The organism is Hydrogenophaga sp. (assembly GCF_030651625.1).
Lineage (GTDB): Bacteria > Pseudomonadota > Gammaproteobacteria > Burkholderiales > Burkholderiaceae_C > Hydrogenophaga.
On record NZ_JAUSCF010000006.1, the window covers coordinates 242,103 to 258,009 of the forward strand.

Below are 15,907 nucleotides of genomic sequence, written 5' to 3' on the forward strand. Positions count from 1 at the left end.
GGGCCGCTGGTGTGGCCCCCTGGGCGGAGGCGCCGAAGGCGCATCGGTGGGTCACTCCAACTCCCTAAGGACCGCGCGCACCGGGCTGGCATCGGCGGTGATCAGCTTCAGGGGGAGGGCAATCAGTTCATAGTCGCCTTCGGGCACGTCGTCGAGCAACAGGTTCTCCAGCACGCGCAGACCGCGCTGGCGAATGGTCTGGTGGCTGTCCAGGGTCTTGCTGTCGGCGGGGTCGATGCTGGCGCTGTCGATGCCGATCAGCTTCACGCCCAGGTCGGCCAGCAGCGCGACGGTCTCTGGCGCAAAGGCGGGCAGGGCGTGGTCGAACCGGTCTTGCGGCATGTGGTGGTAGACGCGCACCAGCACCCTTTCAGGGAGTCCGTCCATCGCATGTGCCAGATGAACCGGCAAAACCAGTGGTCCGCAATGGATGGCGTGGATCACGCGACAGTGACCGATGAAGGCGTGTAAATCCACCGCGCCAATGGCCGCACCATTCGGGTCGTAGTGCAGGGGCGCGTCGGCGTGGGCACCCACGTGCGGCGAGAGTGTGATCGCGCTCACGTTGACCGGGCAGCCGGGGCCGATGCTGGCCACCCACTGCTGGTTGTATGCGGTGTCTCCCGGAAAAACCGGCGATGTCGCTTGAACGGGGGGTGAGATGTCCCAGATCTTTTTCATGGTGCTTTGAAGGTAGCACCAGCAAAAAAACCATGGTGTCGGTATTTTCCAACGGCCTGAAAAAATACTTCAGGTCTAAACGAATTTCCTCTATGCCAGAGGCGGCAGGCGCACCACCAGCACTTTCAAGGCCCGGTCGCTGGACACATCGGCAAAAACCCCCGGGTTGGGCAGGCGCTGCAACACCGCCAGCGCGGGCGCTTCTTGGGCAAGCAGGTCGCGCAGATACTGCTCGGGAATTTCTGGCGCGTTCAGGCAGAGCAGGGCATGGCCGCCGGGGCGAAGCAGGTCGGGCAGGCGGCGGATCAACCGGGCGTAGTCCTTGGTCGCCACGAAACTGCCCTTCTGATAGCTGGGCGGGTCCATGATCACCAGGCCGTAGGGCCCCATGCGGTTGACTTTGCCCCAGGTGCTGAACAGATCGTGCGCGAGGAACTTGGCGCCGCTGAGGATGCCGTTGAGCTGGTGATTCTGCTGACCGGTGGTCAGCGCGGGCTGCGCCATGTCAAGGTTGATCACCTCCCTGGCACCACCTTGCAGCGCCGCCACCGAAAACGCACAGGTGTAGGCAAACAGGTTGAGCACCTTGTGGCCCTGCGCGTGCGCACGCACCCAGCGCCGGCCTTCGGCCATGTCCAGGAAAAGGCCGTGGTTCTGGCCGCGCTGCAGGTTGACTCGGTATTTCGCACCGTCCTCCGTGACCACGTGCGAATCGGGCACCTTGCCCGCCAGCACCACAGTCTCGCTGCACCCTTCGTGCCGGGTTTGTAGCACGGCATTCAGCGCGTCATAGGGCGCGATCTGTGCATGACGTGCCTGCAGCGCCGCAGTGAGTACGGCCTGTTCTTCGAGCGTTGCTTCGCCGAACTTGGTGATCAGCCAGACGGGTGGAAAGGCGTCCAGCGTCCAGGCTTCACAGCCGGGGTGCAGGCCGCCTCGGCCATGGAAGATGCGCTGGGCATCGGTGGGCATGGCCATGGTGGCGATGGCGTTGAGCAGGGCTTGCATGAGCTGGAGGTTTGCTCAGTGCGCCAGCGGTGGCAGCCCATGGCGGCGGCGTGCCTGATCGCAGGCATCGCTACCTTCTTCAAACTCGCGGCAGGGGTTCGGCCGCCACTCGTAGATGCCACAGGTGGCTTTTTCACCGACATTGCCGCTGAGTGCCGAACAGCGCGGCTTGCCATGGTCGGTGCCGCGCATTCGCGCGATGTGGTCGGTCACGGGCACCCACAGCCCGTCTGGCACGTTGCCGCCTTCAGACTGGGTTTCGAACACCGAGAAGTCCACCCGGAAGCAAGCGCAGCAGGCACCGCAAGACGTACAGCTGCTCACAATCCGAATCAGCCCAGCTGGCCCAGCAACAGGTACTCCATCAGTGCTTTCTGCGCATGCATGCGGTTCTCGGCCTCGTCCCACACCACACTCTGGGGGCCGTCGATGACTTCAGCGCTCACCTCTTCACCGCGGTGCGCGGGCAGGCAGTGCATGAAGATCGCGTCGGGTTTGGCCACGGCCATCATGGCTTCGTCCACGCACCATTGTGAGAAGGCGGCACGGCGCACTTCGTTTTCGGCTTCAAAGCCCATGCTGGTCCACACGTCGGTGGTGACCAGATCGGCGCCCTTGCAGGCTTCTTTCGGGTCCTTGAATACCTTGTAGCAGCCGGCGTTGCTGATACCGGCCAGCCTCGGATCGACCTCGTAGCCGCTGGGCGTGCTCACGTGCACGGTGAAGCCCAGCAGTTCGGCCGCCTGCAGCCAGGTGTTGGCCATGTTGTTGCCATCGCCCACCCACGCCACGACCTTGCCCTTGAGCGCATCCAGCGGGTTGCCACTGGCGGCCGGGCGGTGTTCGACCAAGGTGAACAGGTCGGCCAGGATCTGGCAGGGGTGGAATTCGTTGGTCAGACCATTGATCACCGGCACGCGCGAGTGCGCCGCAAATGCCTCGATCTTGCTTTGTTCGTAGGTGCGAATCATCACCATATCAACCATGCGGCTGATGACCTTGGCGCTGTCTTCAATCGGCTCGGCGCGGCCCAGTTGGCTGTCGCCGGTGGTGAGGTGCACCACCGAGCCGCCCAGTTGGTACATGCCGGCCTCGAAGCTCACGCGGGTGCGGGTGCTGGCCTTCTCAAAAATCAGGGCCAGCGTCCGGTCGGGGTCGGCGAACGGCTGGTGTTTCTCGAACGCCTTGAACTTGGCCTTGATGAAGGCCGCGCGCGTGAGCAGGTAGGCGTACTCGTCGGCGTTCAGGTCGTTGAACTGCAGATAATGCTTGAGCTTCATGGCGTGTTCATTCTGCGAGGAAGGCGTGGATGAGCGGCAGCAGGATGGCAGCAATTTCGTCGGCCTCGGCGGTGGTCAGGATCAGCGGCGGCACGATGCGGATCACGCTGTCGGCGGTCACGCTGATCAGCAGGCCGGCGTCGGCTGAGCGCTGCGTGAGCACGCCACAGGGCTTGTCCAGTTCCACGCCGATCATCAGCCCCTGGCCGCGAATGTCCTTCACGCCCGGCTTGCCGGCCAGGCTCGCGTCCAGCAAACCGCGCAGGTGGGCGCCTACCCGCTCGGCGTTGGCCAGCAGGCCGTCTTCTTCCATGATGCGGATGGTTTCCACCCCTGCGCGCATGGCCAGGGGATTGCCGCCAAAGGTGGTGCCGTGGTTGCCGGGGGCAAAGATGTTCGCCGCCTTGGGGCCGGCCACCACCGCGCCGATGGGCACGCCCGAGCCAAGTCCCTTGGCCAGCGGCATCACGTCGGGCTTGATGCCCGCCCACTGGTGGGCGAACCACTTGCCGGTGCGGCCCATGCCGCACTGCACTTCGTCGATCATCAGCAGCCAGTCTTGCGCGTCGCACAGGGCGCGCACGTCTTGCAGGTACTGCGCACGCATGGGGTTCACGCCGCCTTCACCCTGGATGGTTTCAAAAAACACGGCCACCACGTTGGGATTGCCGGCTGTCGCCTTCTTGAGGGCTTCTATGTCGTTCACCGGTACACGGATGAAACCTTCAACCAGCGGGCCGAAGCCCGCCTGGATCTTGGGGTTGCCGGTGGCAGAAAGCGTGGCGATGCTGCGTCCGTGGAAGGCTTTTTCGTACACCACGATCTCCGGGCGCTCAATGCCTTTGTCGTGCCCGTACTTGCGCGCCAGCTTCAGCGCCGCCTCGTTGGCTTCCAGCCCGGTGCTGCAGAAAAACACGTTGGTCAGGCCGGAGCGCTCCACCAGCATTTGCGCCAGCCGCTCCTGATCGGGCACGTGGTAATAGTTGCAGCAGTGGATCATCTTGGCCAGCTGGTCCTGCAGTGCGGGCACCAGTTTGGGGTGGCCGTGACCCAGCGTGTTGACCGCAATGCCGGCCAGCGCGTCCAGGTATTCCTTGCCGTTCACGTCCCACACGCGGCAGCCTCGCCCGTGCGACATCGCAATCGGCAGGCGGCCGTAGGTGTTCATCACGTGGGGCGAAGAGGCCAGGACTGTGGCGGCGGCATTCATGCTTGAGACTCCGAAGGGAAAGGGCCAAAAAGAAAGCGGCTCAACGCAGGTTGAGCCGTTGAAAAGTGATTCTAGGCGCAGCGACGGGCATCATCGTTGCTTGTTTTGCATTGCAGTCATGCCGCACAACGTGGCTTCAGAGCACCGTACGGTGGGCGGGTTATCCCTTAGATCAAGTCTTATATAAGATAGAATACCTGGCGGCCAACGTGGCGAGCGATCCTCGCGCTGGTGCCGGCCATTTCCCCCTTTCTGGGCCCTCCACCCGCAGGCTTCCCCGATGGTTACTCCCTCCGCCAAGCAAGTGTTCATACAGGGCGTCACCCAGAGTGGTCGCACCTTTCGCCCGAGCGACTGGGCCGAACGGCTGGCGGGCGTGATGAGTTCTTTTCGACCAGGTGGTGCACAGCCGGGCAGCCACCTGAGCTATTCCCCCTGGTGCGTGCCCAACACCATCAACGGGGTGAAATGCGTGGTGGTGCACACCGATCTGCGCGACGCAGAGCCCATGGCATGGGACTTCGTGATGCACTTCGCCCGCGACAACGACCTGCAGGTGGCCGAGGGGTGTTTGCTCCCGGACAGATAGGTCCACCCCCGCCGCGCTGCGCGCGACCCCCTCAAGGGGGCGATACCAGTGGCCCGGCAAAGCCGGTTCCACGGTATCTCTGGATGGGGCACTTCGCTCCGGAAAAGCTCAGAAGCACCCCCGCGCCGACTTCGTCGTCACCCCCTCAAGGGGGCGATACCAGTGGCCCGGCAAAGCCGGTTCCACGGTATCTCTGGATGGGGCACTTCGCTCCGGAAAAGCTCAGAAGCACCCCCGCGCCGACTTCGTCGTCACCCCCTCAAAAGGGGGCGATACCAGTGGCCCGGCAAAGCCGGTTCCACGGTATCTCTGGATGGGGCACTTCGCTCTGGAGGGGGTGTGCATATCCAGCTGCTTGGTGTTTCTGGATGCCCGCGCTCCGTGTGATGGTTGTCCTTCCAGACGCAAAAAAGCCGTCTGGCGACGGCTTCTTTGCTTTTGCTGGCAGCGCACCGTTTCAAACGGCAGACCCCTGGAAGGGTCCGGGCTGGTGGTCTGCCGGGGCAGACCGTGGGTGTCAGGCGGCGACGGTGGTGGCCAGCGTCTTGACTTTGGAAGACAGGCGGCTCTTGTCACGAGCGGCCTTGTTCTTGTGGAAGATGCCCTTGTCTGCCACGATGTCCACCACTTTTTGCATCTTCGCAAACAGTTCGGTGGCCTTTTCCTTGTCGCTAGCCAGAACGGCTTTTTCCACGTTCTTCACGGCGGTGCGGTATTTGGAGCGCAGCGAGGTGTTCGCGGCGTTGATCTTGACGTCCTGGCGGACGCGCTTGCGGCCTGAGGCCAGGCGGGGGTTCTTTTTCTTTGGCTTGGTTGCCATGGTGAGTTTCCTTTACGTGTTTGGGATGATGCCAGCAAAGCCCGCGATTTTAGCATGAGCCACCATTCGCGCCGGGGGAGAGCTCTGCCTTGGTCCAGGGCAGCCAGGGATCGAGCTTCGCCCGGCCACAGGCTGCGTCCCCCCTTCAAGCCGAAGGCGCCAGAAAGGGGGGAAGACGCCGCAGGCGGCGCAGGTGGGTTCTCTTACACTCCCTGCGGTGACGCTGTTCAAATCCGCCTCCCTGATCTCCCTGCTGACGCTGGCGTCGCGCATCACCGGGTTGGTGCGCGAGTTGTTGATGGCATCGACCTTCGGTGCCAGCGCCCTGACCGACGCCTTCAACGTCGCCTTCCGCATTCCGAACTTTTTCCGGCGTCTGTTCGCTGAAGGCGCTTTCAGTCAGGCCTTTGTGCCGGTACTGGCTGCCGTGCGGGAGAAGGATGGTGATGCGTCCACCAAGGAGTTGGTGAACCAGATTGCCACGGTGCTTGCCTGGGCGCTGACCTTCACCTGCATTCTGGGTGTGTTGGGTGCACCGGTGCTGGTCTGGGCCATGGCCAGCGGACTTAAACAGTCCCCCGAAGGCTTTGAGGCCGCCATTTTCATGACCCGCTGGATGTTTCCCTACATCGCCTTCATGTCACTGGTGGCGTTCTCCGCAGGCATTCTGAACACCTGGAAGCGCTTCGCGGTGCCGGCCGCCACGCCGGTGCTGCTCAATGTGGCCTTGATCGCCGCCGCCGGCTGGGGTGCGCCCTGGTTCGGCAGCATGGGCATCGAGCCCATTTACGCCATGGCCGCAGGGGTACTGCTGGGTGGGGCGCTGCAGTTGTCGGTGCAAATACCCGCCTTGCGTCGGTTGGGCATGCTGCCCCAGGTGAGTTTGCGCTGGTCGGCGCTGAGCACGGCGTGGCAGCACCCTGGCACGCGCCGCGTCACCACGCTGATGCTGCCAGCGTTGCTGGGCGTGAGCGTGGCGCAGATATCGCTGCTGATCAACACCCAGATTGCGTCGCATTTGACGGTGGGCAGCGTGAGCTGGCTCACCTATGCCGACCGGTTGATGGAGTTTCCCACCGCCATGTTGGGCGTGGCGTTGGGCGTGGTGCTGCTGCCCCAGTTGGCGGCGGCCCGGGCTGCGGACGATGCCGATCGCTACAGCGGCCTGCTGGACTGGGGTCTGCGCCTGGTGGTGCTGCTGGCGGTGCCCAGTGCGGTGGCCTTGCTGACCTTTGCCCGTCCGCTGGTCGCGGTGCTGTACCACTATGGCGCTTTCACCGATGCCGATGTGCAGCAAACGGCGCTGGCCTTGATGGGCTATGGTGCGGGCCTGATCGGGCTGATCGCCATCAAGGTGCTGGCACCCGGTTTCTATGCTCGCCAGGACATTCGCACACCCGTGAAAATCGCCATCGTGGTGCTGGTGCTGACCCAGTGCATGAATCTGGTGCTGGTCCCGTACTTTGCACACGCCGGGCTGGCGCTGGCCATCGGCATTGGCGCCATGGTCAATGCCTTGTGGCTGTTGCTGGGTCTGATCAAGCGAGGTGCCTACTCACCGTCACCCGGCTGGGGTCGCTTTGGTTTGCAGGTGGTGGCTGCCAGCGCGTTGTTGGCGGTTTTCTTGATGGCGATGACCACCCAGGTGAACTGGCTGGGTTTTGAAGGGCGCGCTCTTGGTCGCGTGGGGTTGTTGACCCTCTGTATCCTGGGGGCCGTTCTGGTGTATTTTGTGACTTTGCTGCTGTCGGGTTTGAACCTGCGCCAATTCGTCCGAAAATAGCCGAACCGCTTCCACCTCCCTTCCACCATGTCTGACGCCTACGACTATCTGGCGCCCACGCCTCTGGGGTACTTCGCTGCCTTGGTGGGGGATGACGAAACCTTGCCTCTGCTGGAAGCAGCCACCGCTGTGGCGCAGGACGAATACCCCGATCTTGATGTGCAGGCCGTGCTGGGTGATGTGGATCAACTGCTGGCCCGCGTGCGTCGGCGCTGTGCGTCAGAGACCGAACAGTTGCCACGTCTGCGGCTACTGAACCAGTTTTTCTTTCATGACATGGGGTTTGGCGGCAACGTCAACAACTACTACGACCCGGACAACAGCTATCTGAATGCTGTGTTGCGCACGCGCCGGGGAATCCCCATCACGCTGGCGGTGCTCTGGCTGGAGCTGGCCCAGGGGCTGGGGCTCAAGGCGCGTGGCGTCAACTTCCCCGGACATTTCATGGTCAAGGTCAACTTGCCGAACGGGCAAGTGGTGATCGATCCTTTCAGTGGGCAGTCGCTCAGCCGAGAAGACCTGTCGGAACGGCTGGAACCCTACAAGCGGCGCAATGGCCTGGTCGACGATTTTGATGTGCCGGTGGGGCTGTACCTGCAAGCCGCTGCCCCCCGCGACATCCTCGCCCGCATCCTGCGCAATCTGAAGGAAATTCACCGCACCCAGGAGGACTGGCTGCGCCTGATCGCGGTGCAGGATCGCCTGCTGGTGCTGCTGCCGGATGCTTGGAGCGAATACCGCGACCGCGGTCTGGCCTGGGCCGAAATGGGCGAAATTCGACTGGCTGTGAGCGACCTCGAGATTTACATCGACCACACCGAAGACACCCTGGAGCGCGATGCCATCGATCTGCGCCTGCAGGAACTGCGCCGCGCGCTCAACTGACCGGGTGAGCCCGCTTCGCCCATGACCAAATTGCTGATTCTGGGCGCCACCGGCCTTGTGGGCCGATCGGTGCTGAGCCAGGCGCTGGCCGACCGCGTTGTAGGGCGTGTGGTCGCACCCACCCGAAAACCCTTGCCACCCCATGCCCGCCTGCTCAATCCGCAACCGGATTTCGAGCGATTGCCCGCCGACGCAGACTGGTGGAAGGTGGATGCGGTGATTTGCGCGCTGGGTACGACCATCGCCAAAGCGGGGTCCCGGGAGGCTTTTTACCGGGTGGACCACGATTTGCCCTTGCGCGCAGCCGAACTGGCGCGGGCGCACGGTGCCCGGGCTTATGCATTGAACTCGGCGCTCGGCGCGGACCCGCTGTCCAGGGTGTTCTATTCGCGTACCAAGGGCGAGCTGGAGCGCGATCTGCAGAAACTGGGCTATCCCTCCCTCACCCTGGTGCGGCCGGGGTTGATTGGCGGCGATCGCGGGGAGTCGCGCCCGGCCGAGCAGATCGGTGTGGCGCTGTCGCAGTGGCTGCGCCCGCTGCTGCCGCTGCGCTATCGCGTGGTGCCGGCCGAAAGCATCGCTCACCATTTGCTTCAGGCCGCCTTGGCGGCCCGCCACGGTGTGCATGTGGTGCCGTCTGAAGCGATGGTTTGAAGCAGAACATCCCTGCCGCGCCATGCGCGACCCCATCGATGTGGGGCTACCAGCGGCCCGGTCTGATCGCTCCGTCAACGACGGTCTGAGGGGGGCCAGGTTGATGGTGGCTGTCAGGCCACGACCACCGCCGCGCCCGTGCCACGCTCGGCGATCGCACCAATCTCAAATACCGTTTCGCCCAGCTCGCGCAGCTTGGCGGCGCAGGCAGGCGCTTCTTCGGCCGCGATCACCACCACCATGCCGATCCCGTTGTTGAAGGTGCGGTTCATCTCGATGTCGTCGATGCCAGCGGTTTTCTGCAGCCACGCGAACAGTTCGGTCTGTGGCCAACTACCCTTCTTCAAGTGGGCGGCTGTGCCTTCGGGCAGCACACGCGGGATGTTCTCCAGCAGGCCGCCACCGGTGATGTGGGCCAGGGCCTTGATGCCGCCGGGTGAGGCGGCATCTGCCGAATGCGGATACGCGGCCAGCGCAGCCAGCATGTTCTTCACGTACAGGCGCGTGGGGGCCATGATGGCTTCCCGGAACGGCTGGCCGTCCAGCGTGGATGGCAGGTCGGTGCCGGCGCGTTCGATGCACTTTCGCACCAGGGAAAAGCCGTTGGAGTGCACGCCATGCGAGGCCAGGCCCAGCACCACGTCGCCAGGCTTGACGCTCTGGCCGCTGAGAATTTTGGATTTTTCAACCGCGCCCACACAGAAGCCGGCCAGGTCGTATTCGCCGGCCGGGTACATGCCGGGCATTTCTGCTGTTTCACCACCAATGAGAGCGCAGCCGGAGAGCTCACAACCCCTGGCAATCCCGCCCACCACCGCAGCGGCCGTATCCACATCCAGCTTGCCGCAGGCAAAGTAGTCCAGAAAGAAAAGGGGTTCGGCGCCCTGTACCAGCACATCGTTCACGCTCATGCCCACGAGGTCGATGCCCACGGTGTCGTGCATGTCCCATTCGAAAGCCAGTTTGAGCTTGGTGCCTACGCCGTCGGTGCCACTGACCAGCACCGGCTCCCGGTAGCGTTTGGGCACTTCGAAAAGGGCGCCAAATCCGCCAATCCCGGCCAGCACGCCTTCGCGCATGGTCTTCTTGGCCAGGGGCTTGATGCGTTCGATGAGCGCATCACCCGCGTCGATGTCGACGCCGGCGTCTTTGTACGAAATGGGAGGGGTGGGGGAGGTCATGTGGGCAGGGCGGCGTGGGCCGCGAGGGGGTAGGAAGTAGGCAACTCAAGTCACCGGCGCAGCGCCTTTTGGCGGGGCGGAGCCGGCGCCGGGGGCGTTCGGCGTCGACAACAAGGGGGCGGAATAGAATTTGGGGTGGATTTTAAGGGTTTGCTCCTGCCGCCCGTCCTGTCAACACGCCGAACAGCATCCATGACCTTCACCCCCACCCAGATCCGCGCCGCCGTCTGGACCTCGATCGCGGTGGCGAGCTGGCTCCTGCTGACGCTGCTGGCGCCGGTGTTGATGCCGTTCCTGCTGGCGGCGGTGATTGCCTATGTCTTGCACCCCCTGGTGGAGTGGATGCGGGCAAAGCGCGTGCCTCGCTGGCTGGGTGCCGGCCTGGCCATCACCTCGCTCATGCTGGTGCTGCTGGCGGTGGTGCTGCTTATCGTGCCTGTCATCACCAAGCAGGTCCCGCTGCTGCGAGACCAGGTGCCTGATCTGCTGGAGCGTCTCAACGACTGGGTGGTGCCCTTCGCGGCCCGCTTCGGCGTGGATGCCCAGGTCGACGTCTCCGTGGTCCGAGAAGGCCTCAAATCACTCGTCAGCGGCCACGAGGGTGAACTGATCAACAGCCTGCTGTCTTCATTGCGCATCGGTGGCAGCGCCCTGGCTGCGGTGGTGGGCAATCTGTTTCTCATGCCCATCGTGGCGTTTTACCTTCTGCTGGACTGGAACAATCTGGTTCAGCGATCCAAGGGCTTGATTCCGCCGCGCTGGCGCGAAAACGTTCAGAGTTTCCTGGACGAAACCGACGAAGTGCTTGGCCAATACCTGCGGGGCCAGTTGGTCGTGATGGGCTTGCTGGCGGTGCTCTACACCGTGTTGCTGGTCCTGGTGGGGCTGGACCTGGCCTTGCCGATTGGCGTGTTCACCGGGTTGGCGGGCTTCGTGCCGTACCTGGGTTTCGGGCTTGGGCTGATGCTGGCCCTGCTGGCGGCTTTACTGCAGTTTCAGACCCTTCTTGGGGTGGCGCTGGTTTTCGGCGCTTACATGTTGGGGCAGGCCTTTGAAAGCATGTACCTCACGCCGCGGCTGCTGGGCGAGCGTATTGGCTTGCACCCCATTGCCGTCATCTTTGCCCTGCTGGCATTTGGTCACCTGTTTGGCTTCGTGGGTGTGTTGATCGCGCTGCCGGCCAGTGCGGTGCTGCTGGTGGCGATTCGCCGCGCTCGCAACGAGTACCTCAGGAGCGAGCTCTACCTTGACGAAGCGCCCGCCCAGCCTTCGCCCCCGTTGGCCCTCCCGCCTTCTTCCCAAGGTGGCGAAGCGTGAGCATGGACCCCGTTTCGATGAAGCAGATGGCCCTGGACATTGGCCTGGCCCCGGTGCCTACATTGAGCAACTTTGTCGCCGCCGGCAACGAGGCTGCACTCGAGCATCTGCGCCTTTGGACGGGCAACGCCCTGCGCTCGCCAGTGCCCACTTTCATCTGGGGTGAAGGCGGCAGCGGCAAGTCGCATCTGTTGCGCGGGGTGCGCGAATCTCTTCGGGAGCAGGGCAGCCGCGTGGGCTGGATCGACCCGACCACGCTCCACCCCCCTGAATACGACGAGCACTGGGATGCGGTGCTGCTTGATGACTGCCATCTTTACACCGCCGAACAACAAGCCGCCGCCTTCAACTGGTTCGTGAATGCGCAAAATCCGCCCCATGGCCAGGCCCGCTGGGTATTAGCCGCTGCGGACCGACCGCCGGCCGACCTGCAACTTCGTGAAGACCTGCGCACCCGCCTGGGCTGGGGACATGTGTTCCAGTTGCGGGCGCTGGGCGAAGCCGAACGCCGTGCGGTATTGCGCCGGTCGGCTGACGAGCGTGGCGTGTTCCTCAGCGACGAGGTCATGGACTTCATGCTGACCCGTTTTGCACGCGACCTCTCCAGTCTGATGCTGCTGCTGGATCAGCTCGATGGTTATGCCTTGCGCACCCAGCGCACCATCACCATCCCGCTGATCAAATCCATGCTCGAGAACGAATGACGACATCAACGAACCCTGACGCTTTGACGAACAGCTCCCCAGCCAACCCAGGCATTCGGCTCGCCCTCTTTGACCTCGATCACACCCTGATTCCGCTGGACTCCGACCACGCCTGGGGCGAGTTCACCGTGTCGCTGGGCTGGCGCGATGCGGCCACGTTCTCGCAGGCGAATGATCGGTTCTACGCCGCCTACAAGGCCGGCACGCTTGACATACATGAATACGTGCAGTTCGCCATCGCGGCTGTGCGCGAAAAAGGCATGGCTGCTGCCAACGATGCGCATGAGCGCTTCATGCAGCAGGTGATTCGCCCAGCGATGCAAGACCAGGCCATGGCCACGGTTCAGGCGCATCAGGCGGCTGGCGACGAGGTTGTGATCGTCACCGCCACCAATGCGTTCGTCACCCGTCCCATTGCCACCGCTTTTGGCGTGGACGAACTCATCGCGATCGACCTGGAGATGGATGCAACGGGTGCCCCCACCGGTGCGATTCGGGGTGTTCCTTCGTTCCGGGAGGGCAAGGTGGCGCGTGTGGAACAATGGCTGGGCGCGCGCGGCCTGAGCTGGGCCAGTGTGTCGCACAGCACTTTCTACAGCGACTCCATCAACGATTTGCCGCTGCTGGAGAAGGTGCACGAGCCTGTGGCGACCAATCCGGACGACCGGCTCAAGGCCATTGCCCTGGAGCGGGGCTGGCGCATATTGAACCTATTCGAATGATCAAAAAATTCATCAACAGGCTGCTGGGCAAGACCGACAGTGGCAACAGCCGCCGCGCCAGCCCGTTTGGCAAGCGCGAGGATGTGCCGGTACAGGTGCACGGTATCGACCCCCAACTGGTGGACCAGCGGGCACTGGACGTGGTGCACACCCTGAAGCAGGCCGGGCATGAAGCCTACATCGTGGGCGGCGCCGTGCGCGACCTGCTGCTGGGCCTGCGCCCCAAAGACTTCGACGTGGCCACCAGCGCCACGCCCGAACAGGTCAAAGGGCTGTTCCGTCGCGCTTTCATCATCGGGCGGCGCTTTCGCATCGTGCACGTGATTTACGGGCGCGGTCGCGAACACGAAATGATCGAGGTCTCCACCTTCCGTGCCTACCTGGACAGTGCCGACGCCGAACAGGTGGCCGGCAACGAGCGTACCAGCAAGGGCCAGCTCGCGGGGATGACGCACGCGGTCGACGCCAGCGGGCGGGTGTTGCGCGACAACGTGTGGGGCCCCATCGAGCACGACGCCGCTCGCCGCGACTTCAGCATCAACGCGATGTACTACGACCCGGAAAGCCAGACCGTGGTCGATTTCCACCACGGCATCCGGGACGCAAAAAAGAAGACGCTGCGCATGATCGGCGACGCGGTCACCCGCTACCGCGAAGACCCGGTGCGCATCATCCGCGCGGTGCGTTTTGCGGCCAAGCTCAACGCACTGGGCTTCCAGTTCGACCCCAAGACCCGCGAGCCCCTGGTGGCCTCGCGCAACCTGCTGGCCGACGTGCCGCAGAGCCGCCTGTTTGACGAAATGCTCAAGCTGCTGCAGACCGGCCACGCGCTGGCCAGCATCGAACAGCTCAAGGCCCACGGCCTCGCCAATGGCATCTATCCCTTGCTCGATGTGGTGGTGCAGCGCGCCGACGACCCGTTCGTGAAACTGGCGCTGCAGGACACCGACCGCCGGGTGGGCGAGGGCAAGCCGGTGGCGCCCAGCTTCCTGCTGGCCTGCGTGCTGTGGGCCGATGTGCGCAAGGGCTGGAGCCAGCGTTTGCAGCCACGCCCCAACCAGCGCCCGACCCCGCCGGTGGCTGCCCTGCAGGACGCGGTGGACGATGCTTTCGATGCCCGCATCGGCGACGTGTCGGGCCGCGGCAAGCTGGGAGCGGACATGCGCGAGATCTGGATGATGCAGCCGCGCTTCGACAAGCGCGTGGGTTCATCACCGTTCAGTCTGGTGGACCAGGCGCGCTTTCGTGCCGGCTTCGACTTCCTGCGTCTGAGGGCCCAGGTGGGTGAGGTCGAGGAGGAATTGGCCCACTGGTGGGAAACCTTCCAGCACGCCAGTGACGAAATGCGCGAAGACATGATCGACGCCCAGCGGCGCGCCAACCTGGCCAAGCCCGGTGGTCCGGGCGCTGCGCGCCGTGTCAAGCGCAGCGATGCTGAACATCCTGTGAACGCTCCGGCGCCTGATCCCCGTTTCCGCCCAGTGGCTGGAGCAGAAAATGGCGAAGAAGACGATGCTCCCGAATCGGATGGCCCAACGGACGCTGTGCCGTCCGACGGCACAGCCCCAGCCAAAAAGCGCCGCCGCCGTCGCCGCAAACCCACCGGTGCCCCGCGTGCCGAAGGCGGCAGCGGTGGTGATGGACCGGGCGATCCCGGCTGATCACGTTCGATCGGGCCAGGTGTTGGCCCGATGACATGGCGTCCATGATCCGCGAACCAGTCACCGCCTATGTGGCGCTGGGTGCCAACCTGGGCGATGCCGCCGGTGCACTTCGTGAAGCGGTGCAATCGTTGGCTCAGACCGACGGTGTTTCTGAAGTGCGTTGCTCGGGCCTGTACCGTTCGACACCGGTGGATGCCAGCGGGCCCGATTTCATCAACGCCGTGGTCGAGCTGCGCACCGTGCTGACCGCGCCCGACCTGCTGGATGCCCTGCAGGCCATCGAAAACCACGCAGGTCGATTGCGCCCCTACCGACATGCGCCGCGCACGCTTGACCTGGACTTGCTGTTGTACGGCAGCGCCAGCGTTTCTTCTCCCAGGCTCACCGTGCCACACCCGCGCATGTGGCAGCGAGCGTTTGTACTGGTGCCGCTGGCCGAACTGGCGCCGCACCTGGTGAGTGCGCATCAGCTCGCAACGGTTGCCGAGCAGGTCATTGAGTCGCTGGAAGTCTGAACGCCGTTGCGAGAGCGGTAAATTGCCCGATAGCAGGTGGACGAGGTTCCGGAGCGCCACAGTTCACGCCTGCAGAGGCGCAATCCAGAGAAACCGTGGAACCGGCTTGCCGGGCCACAGGTATCGCCCTTGAGGGGGTGGCGCGAAACGACGCGGGGGCAGTCATCCCAACCCCCACGCTCCGCCGCTGCGCGGGTCGCTGCCCCCCAAAGGGGCTGGCCTTGCTTGGGGTGGCCCGGCGCTGTGGCCCCGAGCTACGGTGCCAGGCGCTCACGCAGCCAGCCGCCGTCGTCCTGCTTCAGGTAGCGCAGGCGGTCGTGCAGCCGGCTCTTGCGGCCTTGCCAGAATTCCCAGCGCTCGGGTCGCAAGCGGTAGCCCCCCCAGTGCGGTGGGCGGGGCGGCTGCAGCAGGAACTGGGCGCCGTAGCGGGCGGCGTTGGTCACCAGCACCGAGCGCCCCGAAATGACCTGGCTCTGCGGGCTGGCCCAGGCCCCGATGCGGCTGTCGAGCGGACGGCTGTGAAAATAGGTGTCGCTTTCTTCATCGCTCACCTTCTCGACCGATCCCTCGATGCGCACGACGCGCTCCAGTTCCACCCAGTGGAACTGCAAGGCAGCAAAAGGGTTGCCGGCGAGTTCCTGGCCTTTTCGGCTCTGGTAGTTCGTGTACCAGACGATGCCACGCTCGTCGAACTCTTTGATCAGCACGATCCGCGTGCTGGGCCGCAGGTCGGAGCCCACAGTGGCCACCGTCATGGCGTTGGGTTCGGGTACCTCGCTCTGGATGGCTTCTTCCAACCAGCGGGCAAACTGGCGCAACGGATCGGCGTGTGAAGCGGATTCGCTGAGTTCGGCTTTTTCGTAGCTCTTGCGCAGGTCGGCGATGTTCATCGAA

General features: G+C 64.1%; 17 protein-coding genes. 9 read left to right on the forward strand and 8 right to left on the reverse strand.

The features are described 5' to 3' along the window. Positions 1 to 51: 51 nt before the first annotated feature. The 5 genes from kynB to Q7V46_RS02710 all read right to left on the reverse strand — a co-directional run bounded on the left by kynB (position 52) and on the right by Q7V46_RS02710 (position 4,179). Positions 52 to 681, reverse strand: a complete 630-nt coding sequence (kynB, locus tag Q7V46_RS02690; protein WP_304911947.1) for an arylformamidase — start codon at positions 679 to 681, stop codon at positions 52 to 54. A 90-nt stretch (positions 682 to 771) separates the two neighbouring features. Next, a complete protein-coding gene (locus Q7V46_RS02695) occupies positions 772 to 1,689 on the reverse strand; it encodes a class I SAM-dependent methyltransferase (protein ID WP_304911948.1) in 918 nt (305 codons plus the stop codon). Between the two features lie 15 nt (positions 1,690 to 1,704). Then, positions 1,705 to 2,013 carry a YkgJ family cysteine cluster protein gene (locus Q7V46_RS02700; RefSeq protein WP_304911949.1) on the reverse strand — a complete coding sequence of 103 codons (309 nt, stop codon included), beginning with the start codon at positions 2,011 to 2,013 and terminating at the stop codon, positions 1,705 to 1,707. An 8-nt stretch (positions 2,014 to 2,021) separates the two neighbouring features. Continuing rightward, the gene (gene argF / locus Q7V46_RS02705) at positions 2,022 to 2,969 is read right to left on the reverse strand and encodes an ornithine carbamoyltransferase (RefSeq protein ID WP_304911950.1); all 948 of its coding nucleotides are present in this window, start codon (positions 2,967 to 2,969) and stop codon (positions 2,022 to 2,024) included. Positions 2,970 to 2,976: 7 nt separating this feature from the next. Beyond that, positions 2,977 to 4,179, reverse strand: coding sequence for an aspartate aminotransferase family protein (locus tag Q7V46_RS02710; RefSeq protein ID WP_304911951.1), 1,203 nt, complete (start codon positions 4,177 to 4,179; stop codon positions 2,977 to 2,979). 280 nt (positions 4,180 to 4,459) lie between these two features. On the opposite strand from Q7V46_RS02710, the gene Q7V46_RS02715 reads away from it, so the two are divergent. Next, entirely contained in the window at positions 4,460 to 4,768 is a 309-nt protein-coding gene (locus Q7V46_RS02715; protein ID WP_304911952.1) for a DUF3579 domain-containing protein, read from the forward strand. Positions 4,769 to 5,285: 517 nt separating this feature from the next. Here the strand turns inward: Q7V46_RS02715 and rpsT are convergent. Further along, positions 5,286 to 5,588 (reverse strand): 30S ribosomal protein S20, encoded by a 303-nt coding sequence (gene rpsT / locus Q7V46_RS02720; protein ID WP_304911953.1) that lies wholly within the window; start codon positions 5,586 to 5,588, stop codon positions 5,286 to 5,288. Positions 5,589 to 5,805: 217 nt separating this feature from the next. Here rpsT and murJ point away from each other — a divergent pair, with 217 nt between their 5' ends. The 3 genes from murJ to Q7V46_RS02735 are packed head-to-tail and all read left to right on the forward strand — an operon-like array spanning position 5,806 to position 8,910. Further along, positions 5,806 to 7,371 carry a murein biosynthesis integral membrane protein MurJ gene (murJ, locus tag Q7V46_RS02725; RefSeq protein WP_304911954.1) on the forward strand — a complete coding sequence of 522 codons (1,566 nt, stop codon included), beginning with the start codon at positions 5,806 to 5,808 and terminating at the stop codon, positions 7,369 to 7,371. 27 nt (positions 7,372 to 7,398) lie between these two features. Next, positions 7,399 to 8,256 (forward strand): SirB1 family protein, encoded by an 858-nt coding sequence (locus Q7V46_RS02730; protein WP_304911955.1) that lies wholly within the window; start codon positions 7,399 to 7,401, stop codon positions 8,254 to 8,256. Positions 8,257 to 8,277: 21 nt separating this feature from the next. Then, positions 8,278 to 8,910, forward strand: a complete 633-nt coding sequence (locus Q7V46_RS02735; RefSeq protein WP_304911956.1) for an NAD-dependent epimerase/dehydratase family protein — start codon at positions 8,278 to 8,280, stop codon at positions 8,908 to 8,910. Between the two features lie 113 nt (positions 8,911 to 9,023). On the opposite strand, the gene purM is transcribed toward Q7V46_RS02735, so the two are convergent. After that, positions 9,024 to 10,091 (reverse strand): phosphoribosylformylglycinamidine cyclo-ligase, encoded by a 1,068-nt coding sequence (purM, locus tag Q7V46_RS02740; protein ID WP_304911957.1) that lies wholly within the window; start codon positions 10,089 to 10,091, stop codon positions 9,024 to 9,026. A 192-nt stretch (positions 10,092 to 10,283) separates the two neighbouring features. Between purM and Q7V46_RS02745 the strand changes: the two genes are divergently transcribed. From Q7V46_RS02745 to folK, 5 genes are read left to right on the forward strand one after another with little or no spacing between them, the layout of a single operon-like run. Further along, on the forward strand, positions 10,284 to 11,408 hold the full coding sequence (locus Q7V46_RS02745) for an AI-2E family transporter (RefSeq protein ID WP_304911958.1): 1,125 nt from the start codon (positions 10,284 to 10,286) through the stop codon (positions 11,406 to 11,408). Between the two features lie 17 nt (positions 11,409 to 11,425). Further along, positions 11,426 to 12,112, forward strand: coding sequence for a DnaA regulatory inactivator Hda (hda, locus tag Q7V46_RS02750; protein WP_304912035.1), 687 nt, complete (start codon positions 11,426 to 11,428; stop codon positions 12,110 to 12,112). After that, a complete protein-coding gene (locus Q7V46_RS02755) occupies positions 12,109 to 12,834 on the forward strand; it encodes an HAD family phosphatase (protein ID WP_304911959.1) in 726 nt (241 codons plus the stop codon). The genes hda and Q7V46_RS02755 overlap by 4 nt, the downstream gene beginning before the upstream one ends. Further along, positions 12,831 to 14,495: a polynucleotide adenylyltransferase PcnB gene (gene pcnB / locus Q7V46_RS02760; RefSeq protein ID WP_304911960.1), complete on the forward strand. Its 1,665-nt coding sequence runs from the start codon at positions 12,831 to 12,833 to the stop codon at positions 14,493 to 14,495. The genes Q7V46_RS02755 and pcnB overlap by 4 nt, the downstream gene beginning before the upstream one ends. Before the next feature lie 35 nt (positions 14,496 to 14,530). After that, complete coding sequence (gene folK / locus Q7V46_RS02765; protein WP_304911961.1) at positions 14,531 to 15,013, forward strand: 2-amino-4-hydroxy-6-hydroxymethyldihydropteridine diphosphokinase; 483 nt, start codon at positions 14,531 to 14,533, stop codon at positions 15,011 to 15,013. Positions 15,014 to 15,267: 254 nt separating this feature from the next. Here folK and pdxH read toward each other — a convergent pair whose 3' ends face one another. Next, on the reverse strand, positions 15,268 to 15,903 hold the full coding sequence (gene pdxH, locus Q7V46_RS02770) for a pyridoxamine 5'-phosphate oxidase (protein ID WP_304911962.1): 636 nt from the start codon (positions 15,901 to 15,903) through the stop codon (positions 15,268 to 15,270). Between the last annotated feature and the right edge of the window lie 4 nt (positions 15,904 to 15,907).

Excerpts from the sequence above, each read along its gene's own strand:
- kynB (WP_304911947.1), bottom strand. The coding sequence starts at position 681 with ATGAAAAAGATCTGGGACATCTCACCCCCCGTTCAAGCGACATCGCCG.
- Q7V46_RS02695 (WP_304911948.1), bottom strand. The coding sequence starts at position 1,689 with ATGCAAGCCCTGCTCAACGCCATCGCCACCATGGCCATGCCCACCGAT.
- argF (WP_304911950.1), bottom strand. The coding sequence starts at position 2,969 with ATGAAGCTCAAGCATTATCTGCAGTTCAACGACCTGAACGCCGACGAG.
- Q7V46_RS02710 (WP_304911951.1), bottom strand. The coding sequence starts at position 4,179 with ATGAATGCCGCCGCCACAGTCCTGGCCTCTTCGCCCCACGTGATGAAC.
- Q7V46_RS02715 (WP_304911952.1), top strand. The coding sequence starts at position 4,460 with ATGGTTACTCCCTCCGCCAAGCAAGTGTTCATACAGGGCGTCACCCAG.
- rpsT (WP_304911953.1), bottom strand. The coding sequence starts at position 5,588 with ATGGCAACCAAGCCAAAGAAAAAGAACCCCCGCCTGGCCTCAGGCCGC.
- Q7V46_RS02730 (WP_304911955.1), top strand. The coding sequence starts at position 7,399 with ATGTCTGACGCCTACGACTATCTGGCGCCCACGCCTCTGGGGTACTTC.
- Q7V46_RS02735 (WP_304911956.1), top strand. The coding sequence starts at position 8,278 with ATGACCAAATTGCTGATTCTGGGCGCCACCGGCCTTGTGGGCCGATCG.
- purM (WP_304911957.1), bottom strand. The coding sequence starts at position 10,091 with ATGACCTCCCCCACCCCTCCCATTTCGTACAAAGACGCCGGCGTCGAC.
- Q7V46_RS02745 (WP_304911958.1), top strand. The coding sequence starts at position 10,284 with ATGACCTTCACCCCCACCCAGATCCGCGCCGCCGTCTGGACCTCGATC.
- hda (WP_304912035.1), top strand. The coding sequence starts at position 11,426 with ATGAAGCAGATGGCCCTGGACATTGGCCTGGCCCCGGTGCCTACATTG.
- Q7V46_RS02755 (WP_304911959.1), top strand. The coding sequence starts at position 12,109 with ATGACGACATCAACGAACCCTGACGCTTTGACGAACAGCTCCCCAGCC.
- pcnB (WP_304911960.1), top strand. The coding sequence starts at position 12,831 with ATGATCAAAAAATTCATCAACAGGCTGCTGGGCAAGACCGACAGTGGC.
- folK (WP_304911961.1), top strand. The coding sequence starts at position 14,531 with ATGGCGTCCATGATCCGCGAACCAGTCACCGCCTATGTGGCGCTGGGT.
- pdxH (WP_304911962.1), bottom strand. The coding sequence starts at position 15,903 with ATGAACATCGCCGACCTGCGCAAGAGCTACGAAAAAGCCGAACTCAGC.